Source organism: Streptomyces sp. NPDC058751 (genome assembly GCF_042746485.1).
In the GTDB taxonomy this organism is placed as follows: domain Bacteria; phylum Actinomycetota; class Actinomycetes; order Streptomycetales; family Streptomycetaceae; genus Streptomyces.
Window position 1 is genome coordinate 1 of the sequence record NZ_JBHYPZ010000018.1, and the last position, 25,285, is coordinate 25,285.

General features: G+C 73.6%; 24 protein-coding genes. 13 read left to right on the top strand and 11 right to left on the bottom strand.

The window, feature by feature from the left end:
- Positions 1-358: 358 nt before the first annotated feature.
- On the bottom strand, positions 359-1,285 hold the full coding sequence (locus tag ACFW6B_RS18150) for a DUF3027 domain-containing protein (protein WP_386597127.1): 927 nt from the start codon (positions 1,283-1,285) through the stop codon (positions 359-361).
- Between the two features lie 401 nt (positions 1,286-1,686).
- Here ACFW6B_RS18150 and ACFW6B_RS18155 point away from each other — a divergent pair, with 401 nt between their 5' ends.
- The 4 genes from ACFW6B_RS18155 (at position 1,687) to ACFW6B_RS18170 (ending at position 5,266) form a co-directional block, all read left to right on the top strand.
- Complete coding sequence (locus ACFW6B_RS18155) at positions 1,687-3,111, top strand: MFS transporter (RefSeq protein WP_386597128.1); 1,425 nt, start codon at positions 1,687-1,689, stop codon at positions 3,109-3,111.
- A gap of 76 nt (positions 3,112-3,187) precedes the next feature.
- Positions 3,188-3,694 (top strand): DUF2771 domain-containing protein, encoded by a 507-nt coding sequence (locus ACFW6B_RS18160; RefSeq protein WP_386597130.1) that lies wholly within the window; start codon positions 3,188-3,190, stop codon positions 3,692-3,694.
- 20 nt (positions 3,695-3,714) lie between these two features.
- Positions 3,715-4,419, top strand: coding sequence for a futalosine hydrolase (locus ACFW6B_RS18165; RefSeq protein WP_386597398.1), 705 nt, complete (start codon positions 3,715-3,717; stop codon positions 4,417-4,419).
- A complete protein-coding gene (locus ACFW6B_RS18170) occupies positions 4,403-5,266 on the top strand; it encodes a 1,4-dihydroxy-6-naphthoate synthase (RefSeq protein ID WP_386597132.1) in 864 nt (287 codons plus the stop codon). The genes ACFW6B_RS18165 and ACFW6B_RS18170 overlap by 17 nt, the downstream gene beginning before the upstream one ends.
- A 22-nt stretch (positions 5,267-5,288) precedes the next feature.
- Here the strand turns inward: ACFW6B_RS18170 and ACFW6B_RS18175 are convergent, their stop codons facing one another.
- Positions 5,289-5,672, bottom strand: a complete 384-nt coding sequence (locus ACFW6B_RS18175; RefSeq protein WP_386597134.1) for a cold-shock protein — start codon at positions 5,670-5,672, stop codon at positions 5,289-5,291.
- Positions 5,673-5,870: 198 nt separating this feature from the next.
- Here ACFW6B_RS18175 and ACFW6B_RS18180 point away from each other — a divergent pair, with 198 nt between their 5' ends.
- A complete protein-coding gene (locus tag ACFW6B_RS18180) occupies positions 5,871-6,122 on the top strand; it encodes a hypothetical protein (RefSeq protein ID WP_386597136.1) in 252 nt (83 codons plus the stop codon).
- 62 nt (positions 6,123-6,184) lie between these two features.
- Here the strand turns inward: ACFW6B_RS18180 and ACFW6B_RS18185 are convergent, their stop codons facing one another.
- Both ACFW6B_RS18185 and ACFW6B_RS18190 read right to left on the bottom strand, forming a co-directional pair.
- A complete protein-coding gene (locus tag ACFW6B_RS18185; RefSeq protein WP_386597138.1) occupies positions 6,185-6,805 on the bottom strand; it encodes an HAD family hydrolase in 621 nt (206 codons plus the stop codon).
- A gap of 98 nt (positions 6,806-6,903) precedes the next feature.
- Positions 6,904-7,911, bottom strand: coding sequence for a hypothetical protein (locus ACFW6B_RS18190; RefSeq protein ID WP_386597141.1), 1,008 nt, complete (start codon positions 7,909-7,911; stop codon positions 6,904-6,906).
- A gap of 249 nt (positions 7,912-8,160) precedes the next feature.
- On the opposite strand from ACFW6B_RS18190, the gene ACFW6B_RS18195 reads away from it, so the two are divergent.
- Together ACFW6B_RS18195 and ACFW6B_RS18200 are read left to right on the top strand one after the other, a co-directional pair.
- Positions 8,161-10,710, top strand: a complete 2,550-nt coding sequence (locus tag ACFW6B_RS18195; protein WP_386597143.1) for a helicase C-terminal domain-containing protein — start codon at positions 8,161-8,163, stop codon at positions 10,708-10,710.
- A gap of 74 nt (positions 10,711-10,784) precedes the next feature.
- Positions 10,785-12,422: a DNA repair helicase XPB gene (locus ACFW6B_RS18200; protein ID WP_386597145.1), complete on the top strand. Its 1,638-nt coding sequence runs from the start codon at positions 10,785-10,787 to the stop codon at positions 12,420-12,422.
- A gap of 19 nt (positions 12,423-12,441) precedes the next feature.
- Here ACFW6B_RS18200 and ACFW6B_RS18205 read toward each other — a convergent pair whose 3' ends face one another.
- Complete coding sequence (locus ACFW6B_RS18205) at positions 12,442-12,636, bottom strand: hypothetical protein (RefSeq protein WP_328451210.1); 195 nt, start codon at positions 12,634-12,636, stop codon at positions 12,442-12,444.
- A 410-nt stretch (positions 12,637-13,046) separates the two neighbouring features.
- Here ACFW6B_RS18205 and ACFW6B_RS18210 point away from each other — a divergent pair, with 410 nt between their 5' ends.
- A complete protein-coding gene (locus tag ACFW6B_RS18210) occupies positions 13,047-15,116 on the top strand; it encodes a HelD family protein (RefSeq protein WP_386597148.1) in 2,070 nt (689 codons plus the stop codon).
- An 82-nt stretch (positions 15,117-15,198) separates the two neighbouring features.
- Here ACFW6B_RS18210 and ACFW6B_RS18215 read toward each other — a convergent pair whose 3' ends face one another.
- The 4 genes from ACFW6B_RS18215 to ACFW6B_RS18230 all read right to left on the bottom strand — a co-directional run bounded on the left by ACFW6B_RS18215 (position 15,199) and on the right by ACFW6B_RS18230 (position 19,425).
- On the bottom strand, positions 15,199-16,416 hold the full coding sequence (locus tag ACFW6B_RS18215; RefSeq protein WP_386597150.1) for a trypsin-like serine peptidase: 1,218 nt from the start codon (positions 16,414-16,416) through the stop codon (positions 15,199-15,201).
- Between the two features lie 327 nt (positions 16,417-16,743).
- The gene (locus ACFW6B_RS18220) at positions 16,744-17,448 is read right to left on the bottom strand and encodes a copper homeostasis protein CutC (protein WP_386597152.1); all 705 of its coding nucleotides are present in this window, start codon (positions 17,446-17,448) and stop codon (positions 16,744-16,746) included.
- A gap of 185 nt (positions 17,449-17,633) precedes the next feature.
- Positions 17,634-18,311: a maleylpyruvate isomerase family mycothiol-dependent enzyme gene (locus ACFW6B_RS18225; protein WP_386597155.1), complete on the bottom strand. Its 678-nt coding sequence runs from the start codon at positions 18,309-18,311 to the stop codon at positions 17,634-17,636.
- Positions 18,312-18,393: 82 nt separating this feature from the next.
- Positions 18,394-19,425, bottom strand: coding sequence for a saccharopine dehydrogenase family protein (locus tag ACFW6B_RS18230; protein ID WP_386597157.1), 1,032 nt, complete (start codon positions 19,423-19,425; stop codon positions 18,394-18,396).
- A gap of 110 nt (positions 19,426-19,535) precedes the next feature.
- Here ACFW6B_RS18230 and ACFW6B_RS18235 point away from each other — a divergent pair, with 110 nt between their 5' ends.
- The 3 genes from ACFW6B_RS18235 to ACFW6B_RS18245 all read left to right on the top strand — a co-directional run bounded on the left by ACFW6B_RS18235 (position 19,536) and on the right by ACFW6B_RS18245 (position 22,585).
- Positions 19,536-20,654, top strand: coding sequence for a helix-turn-helix domain-containing protein (locus tag ACFW6B_RS18235; RefSeq protein ID WP_386597159.1), 1,119 nt, complete (start codon positions 19,536-19,538; stop codon positions 20,652-20,654).
- A complete protein-coding gene (locus tag ACFW6B_RS18240; RefSeq protein WP_386597161.1) occupies positions 20,612-21,298 on the top strand; it encodes a hypothetical protein in 687 nt (228 codons plus the stop codon). Before ACFW6B_RS18235 ends, ACFW6B_RS18240 begins: the two co-directional genes overlap by 43 nt.
- A gap of 177 nt (positions 21,299-21,475) precedes the next feature.
- Positions 21,476-22,585, top strand: a complete 1,110-nt coding sequence (locus ACFW6B_RS18245; protein ID WP_386597163.1) for a GNAT family N-acetyltransferase — start codon at positions 21,476-21,478, stop codon at positions 22,583-22,585.
- Between the two features lie 31 nt (positions 22,586-22,616).
- On the opposite strand, the gene ACFW6B_RS18250 is transcribed toward ACFW6B_RS18245, so the two are convergent.
- Both ACFW6B_RS18250 and ACFW6B_RS18255 read right to left on the bottom strand, forming a co-directional pair.
- Positions 22,617-22,901, bottom strand: a complete 285-nt coding sequence (locus ACFW6B_RS18250) for a DUF4031 domain-containing protein (protein ID WP_386597165.1) — start codon at positions 22,899-22,901, stop codon at positions 22,617-22,619.
- Positions 22,898-23,293 carry a hypothetical protein gene (locus ACFW6B_RS18255; protein ID WP_386597167.1) on the bottom strand — a complete coding sequence of 132 codons (396 nt, stop codon included), beginning with the start codon at positions 23,291-23,293 and terminating at the stop codon, positions 22,898-22,900. Before ACFW6B_RS18255 ends, ACFW6B_RS18250 begins: the two co-directional genes overlap by 4 nt.
- Before the next feature lie 56 nt (positions 23,294-23,349).
- On the opposite strand from ACFW6B_RS18255, the gene ACFW6B_RS18260 reads away from it, so the two are divergent.
- Both ACFW6B_RS18260 and murQ read left to right on the top strand, forming a co-directional pair.
- Positions 23,350-24,270 carry a MurR/RpiR family transcriptional regulator gene (locus tag ACFW6B_RS18260; protein ID WP_386597169.1) on the top strand — a complete coding sequence of 307 codons (921 nt, stop codon included), beginning with the start codon at positions 23,350-23,352 and terminating at the stop codon, positions 24,268-24,270.
- A gap of 64 nt (positions 24,271-24,334) precedes the next feature.
- Positions 24,335-25,270 carry an N-acetylmuramic acid 6-phosphate etherase gene (murQ, locus tag ACFW6B_RS18265; RefSeq protein WP_386597171.1) on the top strand — a complete coding sequence of 312 codons (936 nt, stop codon included), beginning with the start codon at positions 24,335-24,337 and terminating at the stop codon, positions 25,268-25,270.
- Positions 25,271-25,285 lie beyond the last annotated feature (15 nt).

The following is a 25,285-nucleotide window of genomic DNA, read 5'->3' on the forward strand; positions in this document are numbered from 1 at the left end:
CGGTACATCCGCCCGTCGCCGTTGGACGCAGATGTGACCGTCGGTGGCGACGGGCATCTGATGTACCGGCACGGCCCCTCCCGCCGGATCCCGGGTGCGGGTGTGCGGTGGTTTGGGCGCAGTCCCTCGCAGGCGCGATTTTTCAGCCCCGGCCGGGGAACGCTTCAGCCCCTCCGGGGAACGTTCCAGCCCCGGCCGGGAAAATCCAGCCCCTCCGGCGTTTGAGGAGCGGAGGTCCGGGGGCGGCGCCCCCGGGTACGGGTCGGGTAGGGGCGGAGGGGGCGAAAACAAGCTGAGGCTCGGGGCCGCGCCGGGGACAGGTGGCAGCGCCGGTACAGGCCCCGGGGCCAGGGAAAAGCTAGGAGTGGCCCAGCTCCTCCGTGGACTCGTCCGTGGTCGCCGGGACCGAGCCGGAGTCGGGAGACGGCCGCAGCGGGAACGGGTCCACCTGGGTCTCGTCGATCACGGGAAGCGGCGGCCGCGGGGGCGCCGGCATGACCGCGGCCTCGGAGTGCCCCCCGCACCCGTACGCGAACGACACCACACGCCCGTCCGCCGGCGAGAACTCATTCGCACAGACACCGAACGCCTGTCCGAGCGAACCCCCGATCCGGTTCAGGAAGCCGCAGCTCACGCACGTCGCGGGCGCGGCCTGCGCCATCGCCGTCCTGGCGCCGAACGAGTCCTCCCAGCGGTCGGCCGCGACGTGCAGCCCGTACCGGGAGAGCACCCGGGCCCGGCGCATCCCCAGCTCCTCGGCCACGGCGGCGATCGACCCCCGGCGCGGAGCGACCGGCAGGTGCGCGGGCGTTCCCGCGGTCACCTCCGCGTCCTCCGCCTCCGCCAGCTCGGCCATGTCCTCGGAGACCGCGGAGTTCGGCGCGGGCTCGTCCTCGCCCGACCAGCCCGGCTCCAGCCGCAGGTCCTCGGCGTCGGTGGGGAGCAGGTCCCCGGGGCCCAGGTCGCCGGGGCGCAGCCGCTCGCTCCACGGCACCCACTCCGGGGCCAGCAGGGCGTCCGCGCCGGGCAGCAGCACCGTTTCGTCGAGGGTGACGACCTTCGCCCGTGAGGCGCGGGCCACGGTCGACGCCCAGCGCCAGCCGCGGTACCCGGGTTCCTTGCACTCGAAGTAGTGCGTGACAACGCGGTCCCCCTCGGAGACCATCCCGAGGTGCTCGCCGACGACGCCGGGATAGGCGGCTTCCTCGGCGGCCGCGCGGGCGAGGTCGACGGCCTCGGCGCACAGACGGTCAGGGGTGCGGCTTCGCGTTGTCGCTGCGCTCACAGGTATCGCTTCTCTCCTACGCCGTCTCACGGGTGCGCCCTGCCTCGGCAGGGGTGCGGACGGAGCGGACCGATGGGCCGCGTCGACGTCCGCTCCCGATCGCACTCGGGCGCACCTACGCCATCCATTCTGCGGGATGACCGAGAGGCGCGCGGCCGAGAACAATCGCCGCAGGCGCGTTACGCACGCTACCTTCTCCTGGCGCCTGGGCCCACACCGGCGGCCGTCTTCGCTGCCCCGCGCCGGGATCTTTGCCGCTCCGCGACCTACGTGACCCGCCGCTTCGCGCGGGAAGTTTTCCGCCCTCCGGATTCGTCCCCCCCGGTCCGATCGGTCCACACTCGCCCCCCGTACGCGCGGTAACCGCACTATGCACCCCGAACTCGGGGCACTATGACGGAGTGGCGTCCGCAAGGTCACCCCAGGGAGCAACCGGTGTCGGCGGCTCCAAGGGGAGCAACCGGAGTGGCGGATCGGGCCGGGTGACCGGATCCGTCCGTGCGGTGGGGCGTGCCCTGCACTTCCCGGTCTCACGGACCGCCCGCGGCATCCGCAAGGCGACGCACGCGCACGGAGCGGGCGAGTCGGGCCTCGGGAAACTGATCGAACTGCACGCGGTGAACGGCGCGGGCGACGTCATGATCACGGTGGCGCTGGCGTCGACGGTGTTCTTCTCGGTGCCGACCGACGAGGCCCGCGGAAGGGTCGCCCTGTACCTGGGCATCACCATGGCGCCCTTCGCCGTCCTCGCCCCCGTGATCGGCCCGCTGCTCGACCGTCTGCCGCACGGCCGGCGGGCCGCCATGGCGGGCTCGATGCTCGCGCGGGCGATGCTCGCCCTGATGCTGGCGAGCGCGGTCGTCACCGGCACCTTCGAGCTGTATCCCGCCGCGCTCGGCGTGCTCGTCGCGTCCAAGGCGTACGGCGTGGTGCGCAGCGCCGTCGTACCCCGGCTCCTGCCACCCACGTTCTCCCTGGTCAAAGCCAATTCCCGGGTCACTCTGGGTGGACTCCTGGCCACCGGTGTGGCCGCGCCGATCGCCGCCCTGCTCCAGTCGCTGGGCGCGCGGTATCCGCTCTACGGCGCCTTCACGATCTTCATCCTGGGCACCTTCCTGTCGTTCACGCTGCCGCCCAAGGTCGACTCCGCCAAGGGCGAGGACACGGCGCTGCTGGCCGCCGACGCGGACCATCTGCACGGCCCGCACCTGAAGAAACCCCCGCGCCCCAATCTGCGGACCGTGGGCACGGCCGTCACCCACGGCCTCGGCGCCAACGCCTCGCTGCGCTGCCTGTCCGGCTTCCTGATCTTCTTCCTCGCCTTCCTGCTGCGCGAGCACCCGCTCACCGGCAAGAGCGCGGCGGTCTCGCTCGGCCTGGTGGTCGTCTCGGCGGGCGTGGGCAACGCGATCGGCACGGCCGTCGGGGCCTGGCTGAAGCAGCGCGCCCCGGAGATCATCATCGTGACGGTGGTGGCGGTCGTGGTGGCGGCGGCGGTCACGGCGGCGCTCTTCTTCGGCACCCTGATGGTGGCGTGCCTCGCGGCGATCGCGGGCTTCGCCCAGGCCCTCGCCAAGCTGTCCCTGGACGCCCTGATCCAGCGCGACGTCCCCGAACTCGTCCGGAACTCGGCCTTCGCCCGCTCCGAGACCACGCTCCAGATGGCCTGGGTGCTCGGCGGGGCCATCGGCATCGCGATGCCGCTCAACGGCCCGCTCGGCCTCTCCGTGGCCGCCGGGATCGTCGCCACCGGGTGGCTGACGACCGTGCGGGGGCTGCTCCGGGCGGCACGGCGCGGCGGCTCGGTCCGCGGCCGCGTCACCTGAGCCGCGCGGGGGCCGCGCGCGGCACGCCGCACCCCCACGTGGGGGCACCGGTGGACGTGCCCGATAGCCTTCGGTCATGACCTCCCTGCCCCGCGGCAGAGCCGCTAATGGACAAAGCGCTGCGCGCCGTCGCCGCGCCGTCGCCACGGTCGGCGCCGTTTCCGCCGGACTCCTCGTCCTGTCCGCCTGTGACAAGCCGACCCCGATGGCCACCGTCACGGTCGGCGACAAGTCGGTGAGCTCCGAGGCCGACTGCTACAACGACGGCAACGCGGTGAAGACCGCGGACCTGACGGGCTGCCTGCGGTCCAAGGACATCAAGAGCATCACCGTCGACCCCGACTCGACCGTGCGGTTCGGCGTGGACCCGGACATCGCCGACAGCAGCTGGACGATCCTGATGAACGGGCAGCAGCTGCTTCCCGAGTTCACCAAGAAGACGTACCTGACCATTCCGGGCAGCGTGTTCTTCAACCAGCAGTACGGCGCCAGCGGCAACTCGACGCTCGTCTCCATCAAGCAGGGCGAGAAGACGGTCAAGGGTCTGTGGTCCTTCAAGTTCAAGAAGGACACGGACAACTGACCGCCGCCGCCGGGCCGAGGGTGCTCGTGGCCACCGCCGTCTCCGCGGAGAGGGAAGCGGTGGCCGCGGCGTCGTCCGGCACGGCGCGGGAGACACGGCTCCCGGGGGTGACGCTCCACCGGGCCGGCGGGCACGACCTGCTCGCCGCCGGTGTCGGCCCCGCCCTCGCCGCCGCCTCCGTCTCCGCCGCACTGACGGCCGCCGCGCTCGGGGGCGCGCCCTACCGGCTCGTCGTCTGCGCGGGCATCGCCGGCGGGTTCCAGCCCGGCGCGCCCGTGGGATCGCTCGTGGTCGCCGACGACATCGTCGCGGCGGACCTGGGCGCCGAGACGCCCGAGGGGTTCGTGCCGGTCACCGGACTCGGCTTCGGGACCGTCAGCCACAAACCTCCGAAATCACTCGTACGAGAGGTCGCGGCCGTCACCGGCGCCGGTGTCGGCACGGTCCTCACGGTGTCGACCGTGACCGGCAGCGCCGCACGCGCCGACGAACTGCGCGCCCGGCACCCGCGTGCCCTCGCCGAGGCCATGGAGGGCTTCGGGGTGGCCGAGGCGGCCGGAGCGCACGGCGTGCCGGTGCTGGAGATCCGCGCGGTGTCCAATCCCGTCGGCCCCCGGGACCGCGCCGCGTGGCGCATCGGCGAAGCCCTCACCGCCCTCACCGGGGCGTTCGGGAAGCTGGGGCCCCTCCTGGAGAGTTGGAACCCGCATGAGCGCACTGCCTGAATCCGCCGAGACCCTGCGGATCGCCTACTCGCCCTGCCCCAACGACACGTTCGTCTTCGACGCCTGGGCGCACGGCCGCATCCCGGGGGCACCCCCGCTGGACGTGACCTTCGCGGACATCGACATCACCAACGGCATGGCCGAGCGCGGCGAGCTCGACGTGCTGAAGGTGTCGTACGCCGTGCTGCCGTACGTCCTCGACGACTACGCGCTGCTGCCGTGCGGCGGCGCGCTCGGGCGGGGCTGCGGTCCGCTGGTGCTGACGAAGGAGGCGGGAACCGACCTGGTGGGCCGTACGGTCGCCGTGCCGAGCGAGCGGTCGACGGCGTATCTGCTGTTCCGGCTGTGGGCGGCGGACACGGTTCCCGGCGGGGTCGGCGAGATCGTGGTCATGCCGTTCCACGAGATCATGCCGGCCGTGCGGGACGGGAAGGTCGACGCGGGACTCGTCATCCACGAGGCGCGTTTCACGTACCGGAACTACGGGCTGCACCAGCTCGCCGACATGGGCGAGCACTGGGAGCGGACCACCGGGCTGCCGATCCCGCTGGGCGCGATCATCGCCAGGCGGTCGCTGGGGGCGGAGCGGCTCCAGGAGCTCGCCGAGGCCACCCGCGCCTCGGTCCACGCCGCCTGGGACGACCCCGGAGCCTCCCGCGCCTATGTCCTGGAGCACGCCCAGGAGATGGACCCGGACGTCGCGGACCAGCACATCGGCCTGTACGTCAACGAGTTCACGGCCGATCTGGGCGAGCCCGGATACGCGGCCGTCCGGGGACTGCTCACCCGTGCGGCGGCCGAGGGGCTGGTGCCGCCCCTCGGACCGGACGCGCTGGCGTTCCCCTGACCCCCGGAGCGAGGGCCGGGGGTCACACGTCGAGCTGGTCGGCGACCGCGCGCAGCAGGCCCGCGATCTTCTTGCCTGAGGTCTTGTCCGGGTAGCGGCCCTGTTCCAGGGTCGGCGTGATGCTCTCCAGGAGGGTCGTCAGGTCCTGGACGATGGACGCCAGTTCGTCCGGTTTGCGCCGCTGGGCGGCCGCGACCGAGGGGGTCGGCTCCAGGAGGGTCACCGAGAGGGCCTGGTCGCCGCGCTGACCGGCGACGACACCGAACTCGACACGCTGGCCGGGCTTGAGGGCGTCGACTCCGGCGGGCAGGACCGAGGAATGGACGAAGACGTCGCCGCCGTCGTCGCGGGAGAGAAAGCCGAAGCCCTTCTCGATATTGAACCACTTGACTTTGCCGGTGGGCACGTCTGTCCTCGTCCTCGTACTCGTCGGAAACTTCTCGGGGAACGGCTCGGGCGGTCGCGGGGGCAACTGCCCGAAAAAACGCCTCTGGAGAGAACTACAGCGGGTCAGCCGACCCGCCGGTACCAAGGCTAATGGTCCGTCGGCTCGTGACAAGACGTCGCTGGATTGTTCCTTCGCGCAGGGAACTACCCTGGTGGGGTGCGTGACAAAACCCAAGCGAATTCCGCCGGAGCCGGTGACGGGCTGATCCGTGCCGGTGCCATCGTGTTCTTCATCGGAGCGTTGGCCACACTGGTCACCGTGGCCCCGCTGTTCCTCGGCGCGAAACCTTTTCCGTTCTACATGTTCGGCTTGAGCATGCTCATGGGTGTGGGATTCCTGCTGGCCGCGGCGGGTGTGCTCCAGTCGGCCGCACAGGGACGCCGCCGGGCCCGCGCCGCCCGTTCCTGAACCGGCTCGTTCCCGACGGCGGCCGTCCCCCGCGGTGGGCCGGTGCCCGGTTCGGCCTGCCCTCAGCCGTGGTTCTCCAGCCACGCCGGGAACTCCGTGAGGTCGCCGAGGACGACGTCCGCGCCCGCCGCTCGCAGTTCCTCGGCGTCGCACGGCCCGGTCGCCACGGCCACGCTGTAGGCCCGCGCGGTGCGCGCCCCGCGTACGTCGCCGGTGTGGTCGCCGACGTACACGCTCGCGCCGTGCTCGCGCAGCGCCACCGCCTTCTGTTCGGCCCACAGGTTGCCGACGACCTCGTCCGCCTCGATGCCGAGGTGCTCAAGGTGCAGCCTGGCGTTGGGTTCCCACTTCGCGGTCACGACGAGCGCACGGCCGCCCGCCGCCCGCACCGCCGTGACGGCCTCCCGCGCGCCGGGCATGGCGAGGGCGCCGGTGATCGCGTGCTCGGGGTACATCCCGCGGTAGAGGTCGGCCGTCGCCGGTATCTCCTCGGCCGGGAACCAGTGGGCGAGTTCCTGCTCCAGCGGGGGTCCGAGCCGCGTGACCACGAGATCGGCGTCGATGTACGTCCCGGTCCGCGCCGACAGCGCCTCGAAGCAGGTGTGGATCCCGGGCCGGGAGTCGATCAGGGTCATGTCGAGGTCGAAGCCGACGGTCAGCGCTGGTGAGGTCATATGGGCCATTGTGCCCGGGGGCCCGGGGCCCGGCCGGGGACTTTTCACGGGGTGGACACCGGGGGCTTCTCGCGGCGCGGGCACCGGGGCTCTTCGCGGGGCGGGCGTCAGCCTTTGCGCTGGGAGCGCCAGACCAGGTACAGGGCCGAGGCGAGCGCCGCGCCGCGGACGACGAAGGGCCAGGTCTGGGCCAGCGCCTCGTTCATGTGGCCCTCGGCCACGGGGGCGCCCCAGCGGCCGTTCGCGCGGCCCCAGATCCAGACGACGCCGGCCGTGGCGGACAGTCCCGGCAGGACGAGGACGGCCCACTTCGACTCCGCCCGGGTCAGCCGGCGCGAGCCGTAGGCGATCAGCCAGCCGAGGCCGAGCGCGAACCAGTTGCCGAGGACCGCGCCGGCGACGAGGAGCGCGGCGGCGAGCAGGAGCAGCGGATTGGTGTAACCGCCGGCGCGCGGGAGCAGACGGCGGGAAAGACGGCGCACGGCGGTGGCCCCGGCGGCCGGCTCGTCCTCGGGACCCGGGGCCGCCTTCTCCCCGGCCGGTCCCGCCTCCTCCTCGACGCCGCCGTCCTCGTCCGCCGGGGGCGGCTTGAGCAGTTCGGGGATCTCCACGCCGCCGACGAATCCCGGCAGGCTGTCACCGAGGCCGAAGGGACTTTCGGTGGCGCGCCACCAGTCGGGCCGGGTCACGCTGTCGCCCAGCTCGGACGCGCTCGCCAGATGGGGCGGGGAGGGCGCCCCGGTCCCGGTGTCCCCGGCGGTCTCCTCCCGGGCCGGACGGGGACGGGGGACGACGCGGCGCAGTCCTCCGGGCCGCTCCTCCGGTTCGGCGGCGCGCTGGGAGGGCACGGCGGACCGGGTCCGGGGGCCCGCCCCGGCACCCGGGGTGTCGTGTCCCGCGGCGGCGACGATCTCGTCGGGGGTGCCGAGGCGGTCGAGGATGCGGCGGACCGCGGCGGGGGTGTCGGCACCGGATCCGGCCCGGCGGCGGCCGATCTCCTCGCGCAGCTCCGTGACCAGCCGCATGCGGGTGGCCGACGGCAACTGCCGCTGCTGGGCCAGGTCACCGACCCGGCTCAGGTAGTCGAAGACCAGCTGGTCGCTCTCGATCCCCACGAAGTCCCCTCCGGGGCGGGTGCGTTGGATACCCCGTGGGGACGAAGGTACCGGTTCTCCCGCCGCCGGGGGCGTCCGGTCCGGGGGTCGGCCCGCCGTGCGAGGCGTGCCCGTCGCAGGAGGTGCGCCCGCCGGGCGGGGTGTGTCCGTCGTACGAGGTGCGCCCGTCGGCGGGATGGCGGGGCCGCCGGACGGTCCGTCGGCCGGGGGCCGGTCCCTGCGGGCGTGCCACCGGCTACCGTTGGCAGGATGAGCCCCGAGACGACCGCCCCGCGGTCCCTGGCGGAAGAACTCCGCGCGCGGGACGACGCCTCGCTGTCCGCCCTCCTGCGGTCCCGGCCGGACCTGATCACCCCCGTCCCCACGGACCTCACCCAACTGGCCACGCGGGCGGGCACCCGGGCGTCGGTCGTGCGCGCCCTGGAGCGTCTGGACCGTTTCACGCTGCAGACGGCGGAGGCGCTGGCGGTGGCGCGGGATCCGGCGACGTACGACGAACTGCTCGGGCTGATGGCGGGCGACGACGGCGACCCGGCGGTCACGGCGGCCTTCCCGCACGCGCTCGCCACGCTCCGCGAGCAGGCCCTCCTGTGGGGCGGCGACGACCGCCTCCGGCTCGTGCGCACGGCACGTGAGCTGCTCGCGCCGTCCCCGCAGCACCCGTCCCCGACGGGGCTCGGGCCGACGGTCGGCGAGGCCACCGCGGGCATGTCGCCGGGGCGCATCCAGGAGATCGTGGCCTCGGCGGGGCTGGCCACCACCCATGACTCCGTGTCGGCGGTCGCCTCGCTCAGTGCCTTGTTCTCCGACCGGAGCCGGATGTCGGCGCTGCTCGACGAGGCGCCCGCCGAGGCGGTGGACGTGCTGTCCCGGCTGGTGTGGGGGCCGCCGTACGGGCAGGTGACGGCCGAACCCGCGCCCCATCTGCGCTGGCTGATCGCGCGGGGACTGCTGCTGCCGACGGCGCCCGGCACGGTCGTCCTGCCGCGGGAGGTCGCCCTGCACCTGCGGGCGGGCCGCGCGCACCGGGTGACGGAGCCGGTGGCCCCCGCGGTCGGGGCCGCGACGGCCCGCAGCCCGCAGGCCGTGGACGCCGCCGCGGCCGGCCAGGCGTACACGGCGCTGGCGACCGTCGAGGAGCTGCTGAAGGACTGGCACGAGGGCGGTCCCGCCGTGCTGCGCGCGGGCGGCCTGAGCGTGCGGGACCTGAAGCGGACGGCGGTGGCGCTCGACGTCCCCGAGCCGGTCGCCGCGTTCTGGGTGGAACTCGCCTACGCGGCGGGCCTGGTGGCGTCGGACGGCGAGGCGGACGAACGGTACGCCGCGACACCGGCCTACGACACCTGGCTGGAGCTGCCCGCCGCGGAGCGCTGGGCACGGCTCGCCTCGGCGTGGCTCGCGGCGACCCGCACGACCGCTCTGGTCGGCGGACGGGACGCGAAGGACCGTACGCTCTCGGCGCTCGGCCCCGGCCTCGACCGCTCACCGGCGCCCGAGGTCCGCCACCGCGTCCTCGCCCTGCTCGCCGAGCTCCCCGAGGGCTCCTCCCCCGACACGGACTCGCTCCTCGCCCGGCTGCGCTGGGAACGGCCCTCGCGCGGTGCCTGGCCCTCGTCGGCCGACCTGCGGGCCGGGCTGGCCCACTGGACGCTGTCCGAGGCGGAACTGCTCGGGGTGACCGGCCGGGGCGCGCTGTCCGCCCAGGGGCGGGCGCTCCTCGGCCTGCCCTCCCCGGCGGGCGCGCGGGCGGCGGAGCCGTCCGGCCCGGGCGACAGGCTTCCCGCGCACAAGCGGCACCACGCCGCCGCCGTGGCCGCCCCCGTGCCGCACTCCCCCGCCGAGCAGGCCGCGGCGGCGGCCAGGGCCGCCGGACTCCTCGCGCCGCTGCTGCCCGAGCCGCTCGACCACGTCCTGCTCCAGGCGGACCTGACGGCGGTCGCGCCCGGCCCGCTGGAGCGTCCGCTGGCCGACGCCCTCGGGGTGCTCGCGGACGTCGAGTCCAAGGGCGGGGCGACGGTCTACCGCTTCACCCCGGCCTCGGTGCGCCGGGCGCTCGACGCGGGCCGCTCGGCGTCCGACCTGCACGCCTTCCTCGCGGCCCATTCCCGTACGCCGGTCCCGCAGCCGCTGGCCTACCTGATCGACGACATGGCGCGCCGGCACGGCCACCTGCGGATCGGGGCGGCGTCGGCGTACGTCCGCTGCGACGACGAGTCGGTGCTCAACGAGATCCTCGCCGACAGGCGCTCGCAGGAGTTCGGGCTGCGGCGGATCGCGCCGACGGTGCTGGTCGCGCAGTCCGACCCCACGACCCTCCTGGCCGGTCTGCGGACGATGGGGTTCGCGCCGGCCGCCGAGTCGGCGGAGGGCGACGTGCTGATCAGCAGGGCGCACGCCCACCGCACCCCGCCGCGCACGGCGCCCGAGCCCGTCCCGGACGGTCCGCCGGTCCCCGACGCCACGCTCCTCGGTGCCGCGCTCCGCGCGATCCGGGCCGGGGACCTCGCCTCCACGGCCCCGCGCAAGGACGACTCCGCCACCGGGCGTCCCGGCAACGGCTCCCTGCCCCGCACCAGCTCCGCCGAGACGCTCGCCACCATGCAGGCCGCCGTGATGACGGGCGAGGCGGTGTGGATCGGCTACGTCAACGCCGAGGGCGCGGCCAGCCAGCGCGTCATCGCCCCCATCCGGGTCGAGGGCGGCTTCGTCACGGCGTACGACCACACGGCGGACGAGGTCCGCACCTATCCGCTGCACCGGGTCACGGGGGTCGCCGAGCTCGCGGACGACCAGCCGTGACTGCCCGCCGGTAGGGCACACTGGACGTTTGGCCGAGCACCCGCGCCGGGTGCCGCCACGCAGAAAGGACGGCTGTGAACGGACCCCTCATCGTCCAGTCCGACAAAACGCTTCTGCTGGAAGTCGACCACGAGCGGGCCGACGCCTGCCGCCGGGCCATCGCCCCCTTCGCCGAACTGGAGCGGGCGCCCGAGCACATCCACACCTACCGGGTGACACCGCTCGGCCTGTGGAACGCGCGGGCCGCCGGGCACGACGCCGAGCAGGTCGTGGACGCGCTGGTGGAGTTCAGCCGCTATCCGGTCCCGCACGCGCTGCTCGTGGACATCGCCGAGACGATGGACCGCTACGGGCGCCTCACGCTGAGCAAGCACCCGGCCCACGGGCTCGTCCTGACCACCACCGACCGGCCCGTCCTCGAGGAGATCCTGCGCTCCAAGCGGATCACCCCGCTCGTCGGCGCCCGGATCGACCCGGACACCGTGGCCGTGCACCCCTCCGAGCGCGGCCAGATCAAGCAGACCCTGCTGAAGCTGGGCTGGCCGGCCGAGGACCTCGCCGGGTACGTCGACGGCGAGGCGCACTCCATCGAGCTCGACGAGACCGGCTGGGCGCTGCGGCCCTACCAGCGCCAGGCCGTGGAGAACTTCTGGCACGGCGGCTCCGGCGTGGTCGTCCTGCCCTGCGGCGCGGGCAAGACCCTCGTCGGCGCCGGTGCCATGGCCGAGGCCAAGGCGACCACGCTCATCCTCGTCACGAACACCGTCTCCGCCCGGCAGTGGAAGCACGAGCTGGTGAAGCGGACCTCGCTGACCGAGGACGAGATCGGCGAGTACAGCGGTACCCGCAAGGAGATCCGTCCGGTCACCATCGCCACCTACCAGGTGCTGACGACCCGGCGGAAGGGCGTCTACCCGCACCTGGAGCTGTTCGACTCCCGCGACTGGGGCCTGATCCTCTACGACGAGGTCCACCTGCTGCCCGCCCCGGTCTTCAAGTTCACCGCCGACCTCCAGGCCCGGCGCCGGCTGGGGCTGACCGCCACGCTGGTGCGGGAGGACGGGCGCGAGTCGGACGTCTTCTCGCTCATCGGGCCCAAGCGGTTCGACGCGCCCTGGAAGGAGATCGAGGCGCAGGGCTACATCGCGCCGGCCGACTGCGTCGAGGTGCGGGTGAACCTCACCGACTCCGAGCGGCTCGCGTACGCCACCGCCGAGAACGAGGAGAAGTACCGCTTCTGCGCCACCACCGCGACCAAGCGGAAGGTGACCGAGGCGCTGGTCCGCAGGTTCGCCGGCCAGCAGATCCTCGTGATCGGCCAGTACATCGACCAGCTCGACGAGCTGGGCGAGCACCTGAACGCGCCCGTGATCAAGGGCGAGACCAGCAACGCGCAGCGGGAGAAGCTGTTCGACGCCTTCCGGGAGGGCGAGATCAGCGTGCTCGTCGTGTCCAAGGTCGCGAACTTCTCGATCGACCTGCCGGAGGCGACGGTGGCCATCCAGGTCTCGGGCACCTTCGGCTCCCGCCAGGAGGAGGCCCAGCGCCTCGGCCGCGTCCTGCGCCCGAAGGCCGACGGCCACCAGGCCCACTTCTACTCCGTGGTCGCCCGCGACACGATCGACCAGGACTTCGCCGCCCACCGCCAGCGCTTCCTGGCGGAACAGGGCTACGCCTACCGGATCATGGACGCGGACGAGGTGCTGAGCTGAACGAGGGCGGGCGTGGGCGTCAGTGACGCCGTACGCCCGCCTCCTCGCCGTACTCGCCGAGCAGGACGACCCCGATGGCCGCGCGCCCGAACACCTTGACGGCCTTCAGGGCGTCGCCGAGACGGTGGCGGTGGTCGACGGAAGTGACGGCCGTCGCGCCGTGCGCGACGGACCCGGGATGGGCAGGACCTGGGGTGAAAGTGACTGCGCTCATATCTCCATGGTGCAGGCACCCGACCCGAACGGCGTCGGTCTCCGGACCGAACCTCGCCACCCCTCAGGTACGGCTCCGGCCCGTCCGCCGTACGCCTCACGACGGACCCCGCCCCCTAGGGATCCCGGGGCCCGGCCCTGAAACGACGCACGGGCGACGGGAAAACCGTTGGCCCCCGCATCCGCCCTTCGCATAGAATCCTCGGCCTTGCCCGCCTCCCTTCACGGAGTGCCGCCGCCCGGCCGGAAACCGGACGGCACCCGGAATCACAGCGGATTCCGATGGGATTCCCGGTGGATTCCCGACGGAATCCGCAGCGGATCACGATCTGCACCACCCGCGCAGCACCGCCAGAACACCGCGGCACTCCCGCAGCACCCCCACAGCAGGTTTCCCGGAGGCAATTCCCCGTGTCCACCCTGTCCGACCGTCCGGCCGACGCCCCGTCCGCGTCCGACGACCCCCTTTCCCGCGAGCGCTCCCACCTCGCCGGTTCCCGTTCGGCGCTCCGCGCCATGCGCGAGGACGCGGAGAACCTCGACATCCGCGACGTCACCGCGAACTGGGTGAACGCCGAGGTGCTGCACCGGCAGATCGCCGAGCGCATCAAGGCCCTCGCCGACCTCAGCCACACCCCGCTGTTCTTCGGACGGCTCGACTACCTGCACGCCCCGGGCTCCGACCTGGCCGAGGGCGCGGAGGGCGAGCGGTTCTACATCGGGCGTCGGCACGTCCACGACGCCGACGGCGACCCGATGGTCATCGACTGGCGCGCGCCGGTGTCCCAGCCGTTCTACCGGGCCTCGAAGAAGGACCCGATGGACATCGGGCTGCGCCGCCGCTTCGGCTACACCGGCGGCGACCTCACGGCCTACGAGGACGAGCACCTCTCCGACCCGGCCGAGACCGCGGCCACCAGCAAGCTGCTCCAGCAGGAGATCGAGCGCCCGCGCGTCGGCCCGATGCGCGACATCGTGGCGACCATCCAGCCGGAGCAGGACGAGATCGTCCGGTCCGGGCTGTCCGGCTCGGTCTGTGTGCAGGGAGGCCCCGGCACCGGGAAGACCGCCGTCGGCCTGCACCGGGTCGCGTACCTGCTGTACGCGCACCGGGAGCGGCTGGCCCGCACCGGCACCCTGGTGATCGGGCCGAACAAGTCCTTCCTGCACTACATCGAACAGGTCCTGCCCGCGCTCGGCGAGCTGGAGGTCAGGCAGGCGACCGTCGACGACCTCGTCGCGCACGTCGAGGTGCGCGGGAGCGACGACGCGGCGGCGGCCGTGATCAAGGGCGACGCCCGGATGGCCGAGGTGCTGCGCCGGGCCGTGCGCTCGCACGTGACGGTCCCGGCCGAGCCGGTCGTGGTGGTCAGGGGGTCACGGCGCTGGCGCGTACCGGCGTACGAGCTGGAGGAGATCGTCCGGGAACTGCTCGACCGGGACATCCGGTACGGCGCGGCCCACCAGGCCCTCCCGCAGCGGATCGCGCACGCCGTGCTGGTCCAGATGGAGCGCTCCGGGGAGGCGCCGGACGACCGGGTGCAGGACTCCGTCGCCCGCAACGCCGCCGTGAAGGCCGCCGTCAAGGCGATCTGGCCGCAGGTCGACCCCGCCAAGCTGGTGCTCCGGCTGCTCACCGACGCCGACTTCCTCGCCGCGCACGCGGAGGGGCTGCTGGACGGGGCCGAGCAGAAGGAGATCCTCTGGGCGAAGCCGGTGCGCAGCGTGAAGAGCGCGAAGTGGTCGGCCGCCGACGCCGTGCTGATCGACGAGGCGACGGACCTGGTCCAGCGCACCCACTCCCTCGGGCACGTGGTGCTCGACGAGGCGCAGGACCTCTCCCCGATGCAGTACCGCGCCGTGGGCCGGCGCTGCACGACGGGGTCGGCGACCGTGCTCGGGGACCTGGCGCAGGGGACGACCCCGTGGGCGACCCGGAGCTGGGAGGAGGCCCTCGGCCACCTGGGCAAGGGCGACGCGGTCGTCGAGGAGCTGACCGCGGGTTTCCGCGTCCCCACGGACGTCATCACCTACGCGTCCCGGCTGCTGCCACACATCGCGCCCGGTCTCGCGCCGGTCGCGTCGGTGCGTGAGAACCCGGGCTTCTTCGAGGTGCGGGCGAGCTCGGAGGACGCCGAAGTCCTGGGCGCGGTCGAGGAGTTGCTCGGCCACGAGGGGTCGGTCGGGCTGATCGCCGCCGACGCCCGGATCCCCGTGCTCGCCGAGGCGCTGGCGGCGGCCGGGCGGACGTATCTCGGTCCGGGCGAGGAGACGACGGCCGAGACCCGGCTGACGCTGGTCCCGGCCTCGCTCGCGAAGGGCCTGGAGTACGACTACGTGGTCCTGGACGAGCCGCGGGCCGTCGTCGACGGCGAGCCGGACGAGCGCACCGGGCTGCGCCGCCTGTACGTGGCCCTCACCCGTGCGGTCTCGGGGCTGATCGTGACCCACGCGGCGCCGCTCCCGGCCGAACTGGCCTGACGCCGTCCCGGCGGGGCCGGGCACGGACGCCGACGGCCCCCGGCGCGGACGCCGGGGGCCGTGAACCGCGTTGCGCGAAGGACTACTTGAACTTCCTGCTGGTCGCCAGGTAGACCTGCTTGGCGTTCGCGCCGAGGCGCGGCCCGGTGATGAACGTCTTGCGGTCGCTCAGGGAGTTGTTGGAGACCAGGTAGGTCCGGCCGTCGTGGCTCATGTACCAGGGGCCGCCGGACGCGCCGCCGTTCATGGTGCAGCCGATCATGTACTGGGCGGGGACGTTCTTCGCGAGCACGAACCGCTTGCTCGAGCCGTGGCAGTCGTACATCTTCGAACCGTCGTAGGGGGCCTCGGCCGGGTAGCCGCGGACCTGCATGTTCTTGGCCTTATTGGCGGCCGGCGCGTTGAACCACACCGGGAGGGCCGAACCGAGGCGCTCCTGGAGGGACTTGCCGCCGTTCTCGGGCTTGACGTGGAGCACTGCGTAGTCGTATCCGGCGGCCGCGTTGCCCTGGTGCCCGCCACCCTTGATCCACTCACCGGAGGTGGTGGCCCAGTCGGTCCACCAGATGCCGTACGGGGAGACGGCCTTGGCGCGCGGGTTGGTGATCTGGCGGTTGCTCAGGTTCGCGTTGTTGTTGTACGACGGGACGAAGGCGATGTTGCGGTACCAGCCGCCGCCCTTGCCCGCGTGCACGCAGTGGCCCGCGGTCCACACCAGGTTGGACTTGCCGGGGTGCGCCGGGTCGGTGACGACGGCGGCCGAGCAGACCATGTTGCCCTGGGGCGAGGAGAAGAACAGCTTGCCGACGGGCGGCGCGTAGCGGTGGTAGGTCGCCTTGACCTTGGCGGCCGTCTGCTTCTTCACCGTGCCGTCGGGCAGGTAGGAGGTGGCGCCGCCACCCGAGCCCGAACTGGCGCTGCCCGCCTGGGCGATGGGGAGCTGGGCCTTGGCCTGGGCCATCTTCTCCGGCGTCCAGAAGTCCTCGATGTAGGGGTTGGCGAAGTCCTGGGCCTTGGACGCCCAGTCGCTGTAGTCCTGCCACCCCCCGTTCTTCCACTTCTCCAGGGCCTCGCCGCCGAGGTCGGTGGGAATGCCGTCGGGGAGCTCGTAGCCGCCGATCGAGACGGCGCCCTCGTCGTCCTGACCGGTGTCGACGCCCTTGTCGGCCCGGGCGGACGACGAGGGCCGGGCGGCGGCTCCCTCGTCGTCCTTCTTGCCGCTACAGGCCGTGGTGGTGATCATGACGGCCGCGATCACGGCGGCGGCCGCCGCGAGCGTGCGGCTGCGTATGGATGGCATGAAGCCTTGTCCCCCTGATGCTGCTGTGCTGCCGCCCCACTTCCGTCGGCACGCACATCCATGTGATTGTCATGCCCCGGCCGATCGGGGCACGACCAAATATGCACGCAAAAGGCCGCCGGTTGATCGGCGCGTGACTCTCACAACACAACAACTACGCGGCGGAGATGGATCCGTGACCTGCCGGACCCGGCCGCCCCGCACCACCGCACACACATGACCGGCACACGGAACCGGCCGCGCGGACCGGAGCCGGGACCCGGGCACGGCACGAAGAACCGGGCCCGGAGAACCGGGCCCGGCATGGAGGAGCGGGAAAGCGGCCGTCTACGCGTCGAGCGCGGTCCGCCACTCGCGCACCGACTCCGCGGAGACCGGCCCCGTCCAGCCGCCCGGACGGGCGGCACCGCCGATGTGGAAGGCGTCGAGGCCCGCGGCGCGCAGTTCCGGCAGATGGTCGAGGCGCAGCCCGCCGCCGACCAGGATCTGCGGCTCGTACCCCGGTTCACCGCGGCGGGCGGCCTCGGCGGCGAGGACGGGGAGTCCGTCGTCGACGCCCGCCGGGGACCCCGCGGTCAGATAGGTGTCGAGGCCGGGCAGGTCCGCGAGCTGCTTGCGCAGGGCGTCACGGTCGGCGGCGCGGTCGACCGCGCGGTGGAAGGTCCAGCGGCAGCCGTCGAGCGCGGCGACGACCCGCTCGACGGCGGCCAGGTCGGGACCGCCGTGCTCGTCGAGGAAACCGAGCACGAACTCGTCCGCGCCCGCGTCCCGCAGCTCCCCCGCGGCCCGCACCAGGGCGTCGACGCCCTTTGCGCCACCCGCCGAGAAGCCGTCGGACAGGCGCAGCATCACGCGCAGCGCGATGTCGACGGAGGCGCGGATCCCGGTGAAGGTCTCCGCCGACGGGGTCAGTCCGTCGGCCGCCATGTCCGTGACCAGCTCCAGCCGGTCCGCGCCGCCGGCCTGAGCGGCGACCGCGTCCTCCACGCCGAGGGCGATCACCTCCAGGACCGCGCTCTTCCGCTCACTCATCGGATCTCTTCTCCTGAGCCGCTATAGGTCTAGTCCAATCCAACAGTACGCGGGTGGGGGCGGGGGCGCGAGGAGAGCGCCGCGCCGCGTTGATCGATCCGGCCGGCGGTCACGGCCGACGGGCCGGTCCGCCTCACGTGACCGGAGGACCGGTCCACCCCGTCGGGACGGACCGGCCGCCCGCCTCACCCGAACAGGTTCAGCTCTTCCTCCCGCGCCCCCACCAGCTCGTACACCGTCGTCTTCGGGACCGGCCGGCCCGAGCAGAGCCGTACGAGGGTCGCGGCGCCGCCGATGAAGCGGGCCGGGGGACGGTCGCCGGGGAGGCCGCCCAGGAGCAGCGGGTCGTCGAGCTGGTCCAGGTCGGCGTGCAGCGGCACCCGGCCCTTCTCGCGGCTGCGGCGGACGAGGAGGGCGAGGGCGTGCGGAAGCCCCTCGCCCTCGTAGGCGCCGGGTTCACCGAGCGCCTCGCGCACGTCCCCGGCGTGGATCCACTCGCCGAGCGCGACCGCGTCGAGGACACCGCCCGTACGGGCGATGGCCGGGCCCGCCTCGGTCATCCCGCGTTCCAGCTCGTCGATCACCCGCGCCGCCGGCCAGTCGGCGCGCTCGGCGATGTCGCGGTCGTTGGACTCGGGCTCGAACACCCCCGGTTCGAAACGGCGCTCGACCACCCGGGTCAGCACGGCCGAGCAGTGCGCCAGCACGTCCCGCACCGTCCACTCCGGGCACCCGGCCGTCAGACGTGAGAAGTCGTCCTCCGGGCGGGCCCGCAGCAGCGGGATCAGCGCGTCGCGCTCGGTGCGCAGGAGCAGACCGGGCAGTTCCGGGTCCCGTACATCGTGTGCGTCTTGAGGAATCATGACTCCACGCTAGGGCTTCGCCTCCGCGGGAACCGGTGTCCACGGGAACCGGCGTCCGCGGGGGCTCGTCGTCCGTCGTCCGCTACCCGGGCAGTTCGACGGAGATGTGCGGGGACAGCGCGCGGAGGAAGTCCGGGGCGTCGAAGATCTCGCCGGCCGAGACGACGCCGGTCGCCCCGGTGCGTCCGGTGAGAATGCGGTCCAGCGCCTCGACCACGAGCGGCGCGGTGACGGCGTAGATGTCCCGGCCCCGCGCCACGGCCCGGCGTTCGGCGCCTCCGGAGCGCACCACGACGTCGACGACGAAGGTCTGCCCGGACCGGCCGCGGTCGTCGACCGCGCGCGGAGCCGGGGTGTCCGGGGCCGCCAGCTCCCCGGCCGCCTCGACGGTCATGTAGGTGCACACCTCGGGGACGTCGAAGTGACTGGGCACGGTCACCACGTCGGCCATCGAGAACTCCCCGATGACGGTGCGGGGGCCCATCGGTCCGGGGAACGGCCACTTCAGGGTGGGCGGGGTGTCCTGGACGTACTCCAGCCGCCCCTTCGTGTAGCGGACGCGCCGGCCGCCGCGCCGTTCCCGGGAGACCGCGCCCGCGGCACGCGTCCCGGCGGTGGGGTGCCAGCCGCTCAGCCCGTACGCGATGTGCGCCTCGTCGGCCGCCGTCCACTCGCCCATCGCGGCGGTGACCAGCAGGTCGCCGAAGCCGCCGTAGAACGCCATCGCCGGGACGATCACCGCTCCCGCCGCCTCGGCCCGGTCCGCGAAGCCGGTGAACGTGTCGAGGTTGGCCTCGATCTCCGCCGCCACGTCCACGTACGGGATCCGGGCGCGCAGGGCCGCCTCGATCACGGGAGCGGCCGTGGTGGCGAAGGGTCCCGCGCAGTTGACCACCGCCGCGGCGCCGGTCAGCGCGCGGTCGAGGGACGCCGGGTCGTCGACCGTGGCCGGACGGACCTCCAGGCCCGGCCACGAGTCCGCCAGGTCCTTCAGCTTGCCGGCGTCCCGGCCGGAGAGGACCGGGGTGAACCCGCGCTCCAGCAGTTCGGCCACCACGAAACGGCCGGTGTGGCCGTACGCGCCGAACACCGTGACCGTCTGACCAGACTTCATGGGTTCTCCCCCGTGCTCGAAGTGAACTGCCTTGATCCGTAAGGACATCCTGGCGAGCCCCGGCGTCCCGCACGAGTGTCCGGAACGACGTGCCCCGTACAATTCCGGACATGACCTCTGTCGCGCTGGCCGTCACCGACGGGATGCTGCATTTCGAACTGGGCCTGGCCTGCGAGGTGTTCGGCTCCGCGCCGGACGCCGTGAAGGTCCCCTGGTACGACCTCGCGGTCTGCGGGACGGAGGCCGTGCGCGTCGGCCCGTTCCGGCTGGAGCCCGACCACGCCCTCGACCGGCTCCCGGGCGCCGACACGGTGATCGTCCCGGGCTGGGCCGACATCGACCGGGAGCCGCCCGCCGCCCTCGTCGACGCGGTGCGCGCGGCCCACGAGGCGGGCGCGCGCGTGGCCTCCCTGTGCACCGGCGCGTTCGTCCTGGCCGCCGCCGGGCTGCTGGACGGCAGGCGCGCGACCACGCACTGGGCGCACACCCGGGCCCTGGCCGCCCGCCATCCCGGGGTGATGGTGGACCCGGACGTCCTCTACGTGGACGACGGCCGCGTGCTCACCTCCGCGGGCAAGGCCGCCGCCATGGACCTGTGCCTGCACCTCGTCCGTCTCGACCACGGCTCCTCGGTCGCCAACACCGTCGCCCGCAACCTGGTCGTGCCCCCGCACCGGGACGGCGGACAGGCCCAGTTCGTCAGCACCCCGGTGCCCGCCCCCGACCACCACCCGCTCGCCGAGCTGTTCCCCTGGGTCATCGAGCGGCTGGACCGTCCGCTGACCGTGGAGGACCTGGCCCGCCGGGCGCGGATGAGCTCGCGCAACCTGGGCCGCCACTTCAAGGCGGTGACCGGCACCACCCCGCTCCAGTGGCTGCTGACCCAACGGATCCGCCACGCACAGGAGTTGCTGGAGACCACCGACGCGGGTGTCGACGCCGTCGCCGCGGCCACCGGCATGGGAACCGCCACGACACTGCGCCGGCACTTCAACCGCGCGGTGGGCGTGCCGCCGGACGCCTACCGGCGCACCTTCCGCTCACGGCCCCGCCCCGGCCCGGCGGCGGACGGCGCCATGGCGGGGAGTCCCGCGGCGGAGAGCCTCGCGACCGGGGGCCCCACGGCCGGGAATCCCGCCGCCGGAAGTCCCGCGACCGGCAGTCCCGCGGCGGGGACAATGGCGCCATGGCAGCAGAGAGCACCCGCCACCCGGCCCACGCGGAACTGACCAGGCGCTGGGCGGACACCGTCCTGGCCGCACGGGACGGCGACGGGTCCGGACCCGCGCCGGGGCCCTACGCGGCGAACCTCCTGGACCGCTGGGCCGAACCGCAGCGCCGGTACCACACCACCGACCACCTCCTCGCGGTCCTCGACCGCATCGACGTGCTGGAGGCCCACGGTGAGCGCGCCGGCGATCCGGCGGCCGTGCGCCTGGCCGCCTGGTTCCACGACGCCGTGTACCTCCCGGACCGCTCGGAGAACGAGGAGCGCTCCGCCCGGCTCGCCGAACGCGCGCTGGCCGAGCTCGGCGTCGCCCCGGCCCGCACCGCCGAGGTCGCCCGGCTCGTCCGCCTCACCGTCTCCCACGACCCCGCGGGCGACGACACCGACGGCGCCGTCCTGTGCGACGCGGACCTCGCGGTCCTGGCCTCGCCCCCGGCCGCGTACGCCGCCTACGCGGCCGCCGTCCGCGAGGAGTACACCTTCGTCCCCGACGACGCCTTCCGCACCGGCCGCGCGGCGGTCCTGCGCCAACTCCTCGACCTGCCGAGCCTGTTCAGAACCGCCTACGGGAAACAGACCTGGACCGCCCCGGCCCGCACGAACATGGAGACCGAACTGGCAGGAATCAGCCCCTCCGGCGTTTGAGGAGCGGGGTCCGGGGCGGAGCCCCGGGGACGATGGGGGTCCCCCCTGGTCGAGCGGAGCCGAGACCTTGGGGGAGGGCAGGGGCGGAGGGGGCGGAAGAAGCCTGTGGTGCCGGCACCCCGGTACGGCGAGGAATCCCATAGGCCCGCCCGGACGATCCGCCCTATTCTCGGCCGTATGACAGACATGGGTGGGGATCAGGTCGAGGAAGCCGTCACGAGCTGCGCCACGCTGCTGCGCGCGGCGGCGGCCGGACGCGACTGGGACGGGGTACGGGCGGGACGCCTGGAGTGGAGCTGCCGCCGGACCGCCGAGCACATCGCCAGTGACCTCATCGCGTACGCGGGCCAGTTGGCCGGACGGGCCACCACGGCCTACGTGCCGTTCGACATCGCGATCGACGAGGGCACCGACGACGCGGGGCTCGTCGACGTGATCGAGACGACCGGCGCCCTGCTCGCGGCCGCCGTCCGCACGACCCCGCGCGAGGTGCGCGCCTTCCACCCGTACCCGTTCCGCAGCGCGAACCGCGAGGGCTTCGCCGCGATGGGGATCGCCGAGATCCTGCTGCACACGCACGACATCGCCGAGGGCCTCGGCCTGCCCTACGAGCCGCCCGCCGAGCTGTGCGCCCGGGTCCTCGCCCGGATCTTCCCGCACGTACGGCCCGAGCCCGACACCCCGTGGCGCACGCTCCTGTGGGCCACCGGACGCGGCGACCTGCCCGGCCGGGAGCCGGTCACCGAGTGGCGCTGGAACAACAACCTGGTGATCGGCACCGAGCGGCTCACCCTCCAGGGGGTCACCCCGGACGCCGCCGCCGATCTGCACGCGGGCGGCACGGGCGGTTTCGAGTGGATCGGGAGCGGCCCGTTCGACGGCACCCGGCAGGCCGCCGGGCTGTTGGCGAGCGCCTACGAGCAGGGGGTGCACCGGCCGGAATGGGGCATGTTCGTGCTCGTACGGCGCGAGGACGGCCTCGCGGTCGGCGCGATCGGCTTCCACGGCACGCCCGACGAGGAGGCGCGCGCCGAGGTCGGCTACGACCTCTCGGAGGACGCCCGCGGCCGGGGCTACGCCACCGAGGCCCTGTGCGCCCTGGCCGAAGCGGCCCTCGCCCGCGACGAGGTCAAGCTCCTGTTCGCCACCATCGACCGGGAGAACGCCCCCTCCCAACGGGTCGTCGCCCGCGCCGGGTTCACCCGGGCGAGCGAGGAGGTGGAGAAGGCCGCCCGCGAACTGCACGGCCTGGAGGAGTCCTTGCGGATGTACTCCCGCGAGGCCTGAGACCGTGCCGGGCCGGGCCGGGCCGGGCACCCTACGAGAGGGTCCCGCCCGGCCGCCGCGTCCGCTTGCGCCGCCGCAGTCCCGCCCCGTGCAGCAGCCGTACGACCTCGCGGCTGCCGACCTCCACCGCTCCGGCGGCGACGGCGTCGGCGTAGCGGTGCGAGGGGATGTCGTAGTGGTCGCGGTCGAAGGCCCGCGGTGGCGCGCCCAACTCCTCGGCGAACGCGTGGAGTTCGTCGTAGGAGACGTCGCTGATCAGATGGGACCAGACACGGCCGTGCCCCGGCCATGCGGGCGGGTCGATGTAGACGGTCACGAGGGCCGGTTCGTGCCGGTCGCCGAGCCGAGCGAGCCGACCGGGGAGATCTTCACGCCCGCCTGGTGGCACACCCAGTGCGGGTCGGGCCCGAGTTCGGGTTCGACGTCCAGGGCGTGCGGGTCGCCGCTGGAGCACACCGGGCACAGCGGCCACCGTCCGTGCCGCTCCAGGAGCGCGTCCTGCACGTCCTGGGCGACGAGACCGGCGACGAACCCGACGCCCTCCGGCCACTGTTCGACCCACCAGCGGCGCTGCACCACCGAGTCCTCGACCAGGGAGACGACGTCCGCCTCGGCCACCCGGCCCGCGACCAGATCGGCGAGCACACGGGCGCGCGCCGCGTGCAGCGCCTGCTCCAGGGGACTGAGGGGGCTGCCGGTGGGGTCCATGTCCCCATTGTGCGCACCCTTGACCGTGCACCCCAAAGGAAAATATCTTTCATACCGTGACCGATGGAGTGAAGGAAATTTTCGCTGACGGGGCGCCTCCCGCACCGGCGGCCCTCGCGGCCAAGGTGCGGACGCTCGCCCCCTCGATGACGCGCTCCATGCAGCGGGTCGCCGAGGCCGTCGCCGGCGACCCGGCCGGCTGCGCGGCCCTCACGGTCACCGGACTCGCCGAGCTCACCGGCACCAGCGAGGCCACGGTCGTGCGCACGGCCCGTCTCCTCGGCTACCCCGGATACCGGGACCTGCGCCTCGCGCTGGCCGGGCTGGCCGCCCAGCAGCAGTCGGGCCGGGCCCCCGCCGTCACCGCCGACATAGCGGTCGACGACCCCATCGCCGACGTCGTCGCCAAGCTCGCCCACGACGAGCAGCAGACCCTCGCCGACACCGCCGCCGCGCTCGACACGGTCCAGCTCGGTGCCGCGGTGGCCGCCATCGCGACCGCCCGCCGCGTCGACGTCTACGGCGTCGGAGCGTCCGGGCTCGTCGCCCAGGACCTCCAGCAGAAGCTCATGCGGATCGGGATCATGGCCCAGGCGCACAGCGACCCGCACCTCGCGGTGACCAGCGCGGTGCAACTGCGCGCCAAGGACGTGGCGATAGCCATCACGCACTCCGGCTCGACCGGCGACGTCATCGAACCGCTGCGGGTCGCCTTCGAGCACGGGGCGACGACGGTGGCGATCACCGGCCGTCCCGGCGGACCGGTCGCCCAGTACGGGGACCACGTCCTCACCACCTCGACCGCCCGCGAGAGCGAGCTGCGCCCGGCGGCCATGTCGTCGCGCACCAGCCAGCTCCTGGTGGTGGACTGTCTGTTCGTGGGGGTCGCCCAACGCACGTACGAGACGGCGGCACCCGCGCTGTCCGCCTCGTACGAAGCACTGGCGCACCGCCACTCCCCGCGCGGCGGCCGGTAGCCGCTCCGCGCGCCCGCGTCCGGTAACCGCTCCGCACTCCCCCACCGGAAAGAGCCGCCTCCCCATGACATCCCTGTCCGACCACGGCGACCTTCGAGCAGAGCTGGAGAAGCTGACCACCGAGGCGTTCCGCCCCGAGCTGTCGGAGATCGACCGTCTGTCCACGCTGGAGATCGCGCGGATCATGAACGGCGAGGACGCGACGGTGCCCGCGGCCGTCGCCGAGCAGCTCTCGCGCATCGCCACCGCGATCGACGCCGTCGCCGAGCGCATGTCCCGCGGCGGCCGCCTCGTCTACGCGGGCGCCGGCACCGCGGGCCGCCTCGGCGTCCTGGACGCCTCCGAGTGCCCGCCCACGTTCAACACCGACCCGTCCCGGGTCGTCGGCGTGATCGCGGGCGGGCCGAGCGCCGTGGTCGGCTCGATCGAGGGTGCCGAGGACTCCAGGGAACTCGCGGCGGCCGACCTGGACGCGCTCGCCCTGACGGCCGACGACACCGTGGTCGGCATCTCCGCCTCGGGCCGCACCCCGTACGCCGTCGGCGCGGTCGAGCACGCCCGCAAGCAGGGTGCGCTCACGATCGGCCTGGCCTGCAACGCGAACAGCGCGCTCGCCGCCGCCGCGGACCACGGCATCGAGATCGTGGTCGGCCCCGAGCTGCTCACGGGCTCCACCCGGCTGAAGTCCGGCACCGCGCAGAAGCTCGTCCTCAACATGCTCTCGACGATCACGATGATCCGGCTCGGCAAGACGTACGGGAACCTGATGGTCGACGTACGGGCCTCGAACGAGAAGCTGCGGGCCCGCTCCCACCGCATCGTCGACCTCGCCACCGGGGCCTCCGACGAGGAGATCGAGCACGCGCTCACCGCCACCGACGGCCGGGTGAAGAACGCCGTCCTGATGATCCTCGGCGGGGTCGACGGGCCCACCGCCGCCCGCCTTCTGGAGGAGTCGGGGGGCCATCTGCGCGCCGCGCTGGCGGCTTCGGGCGGCTGACCAGCACGCTCGGTG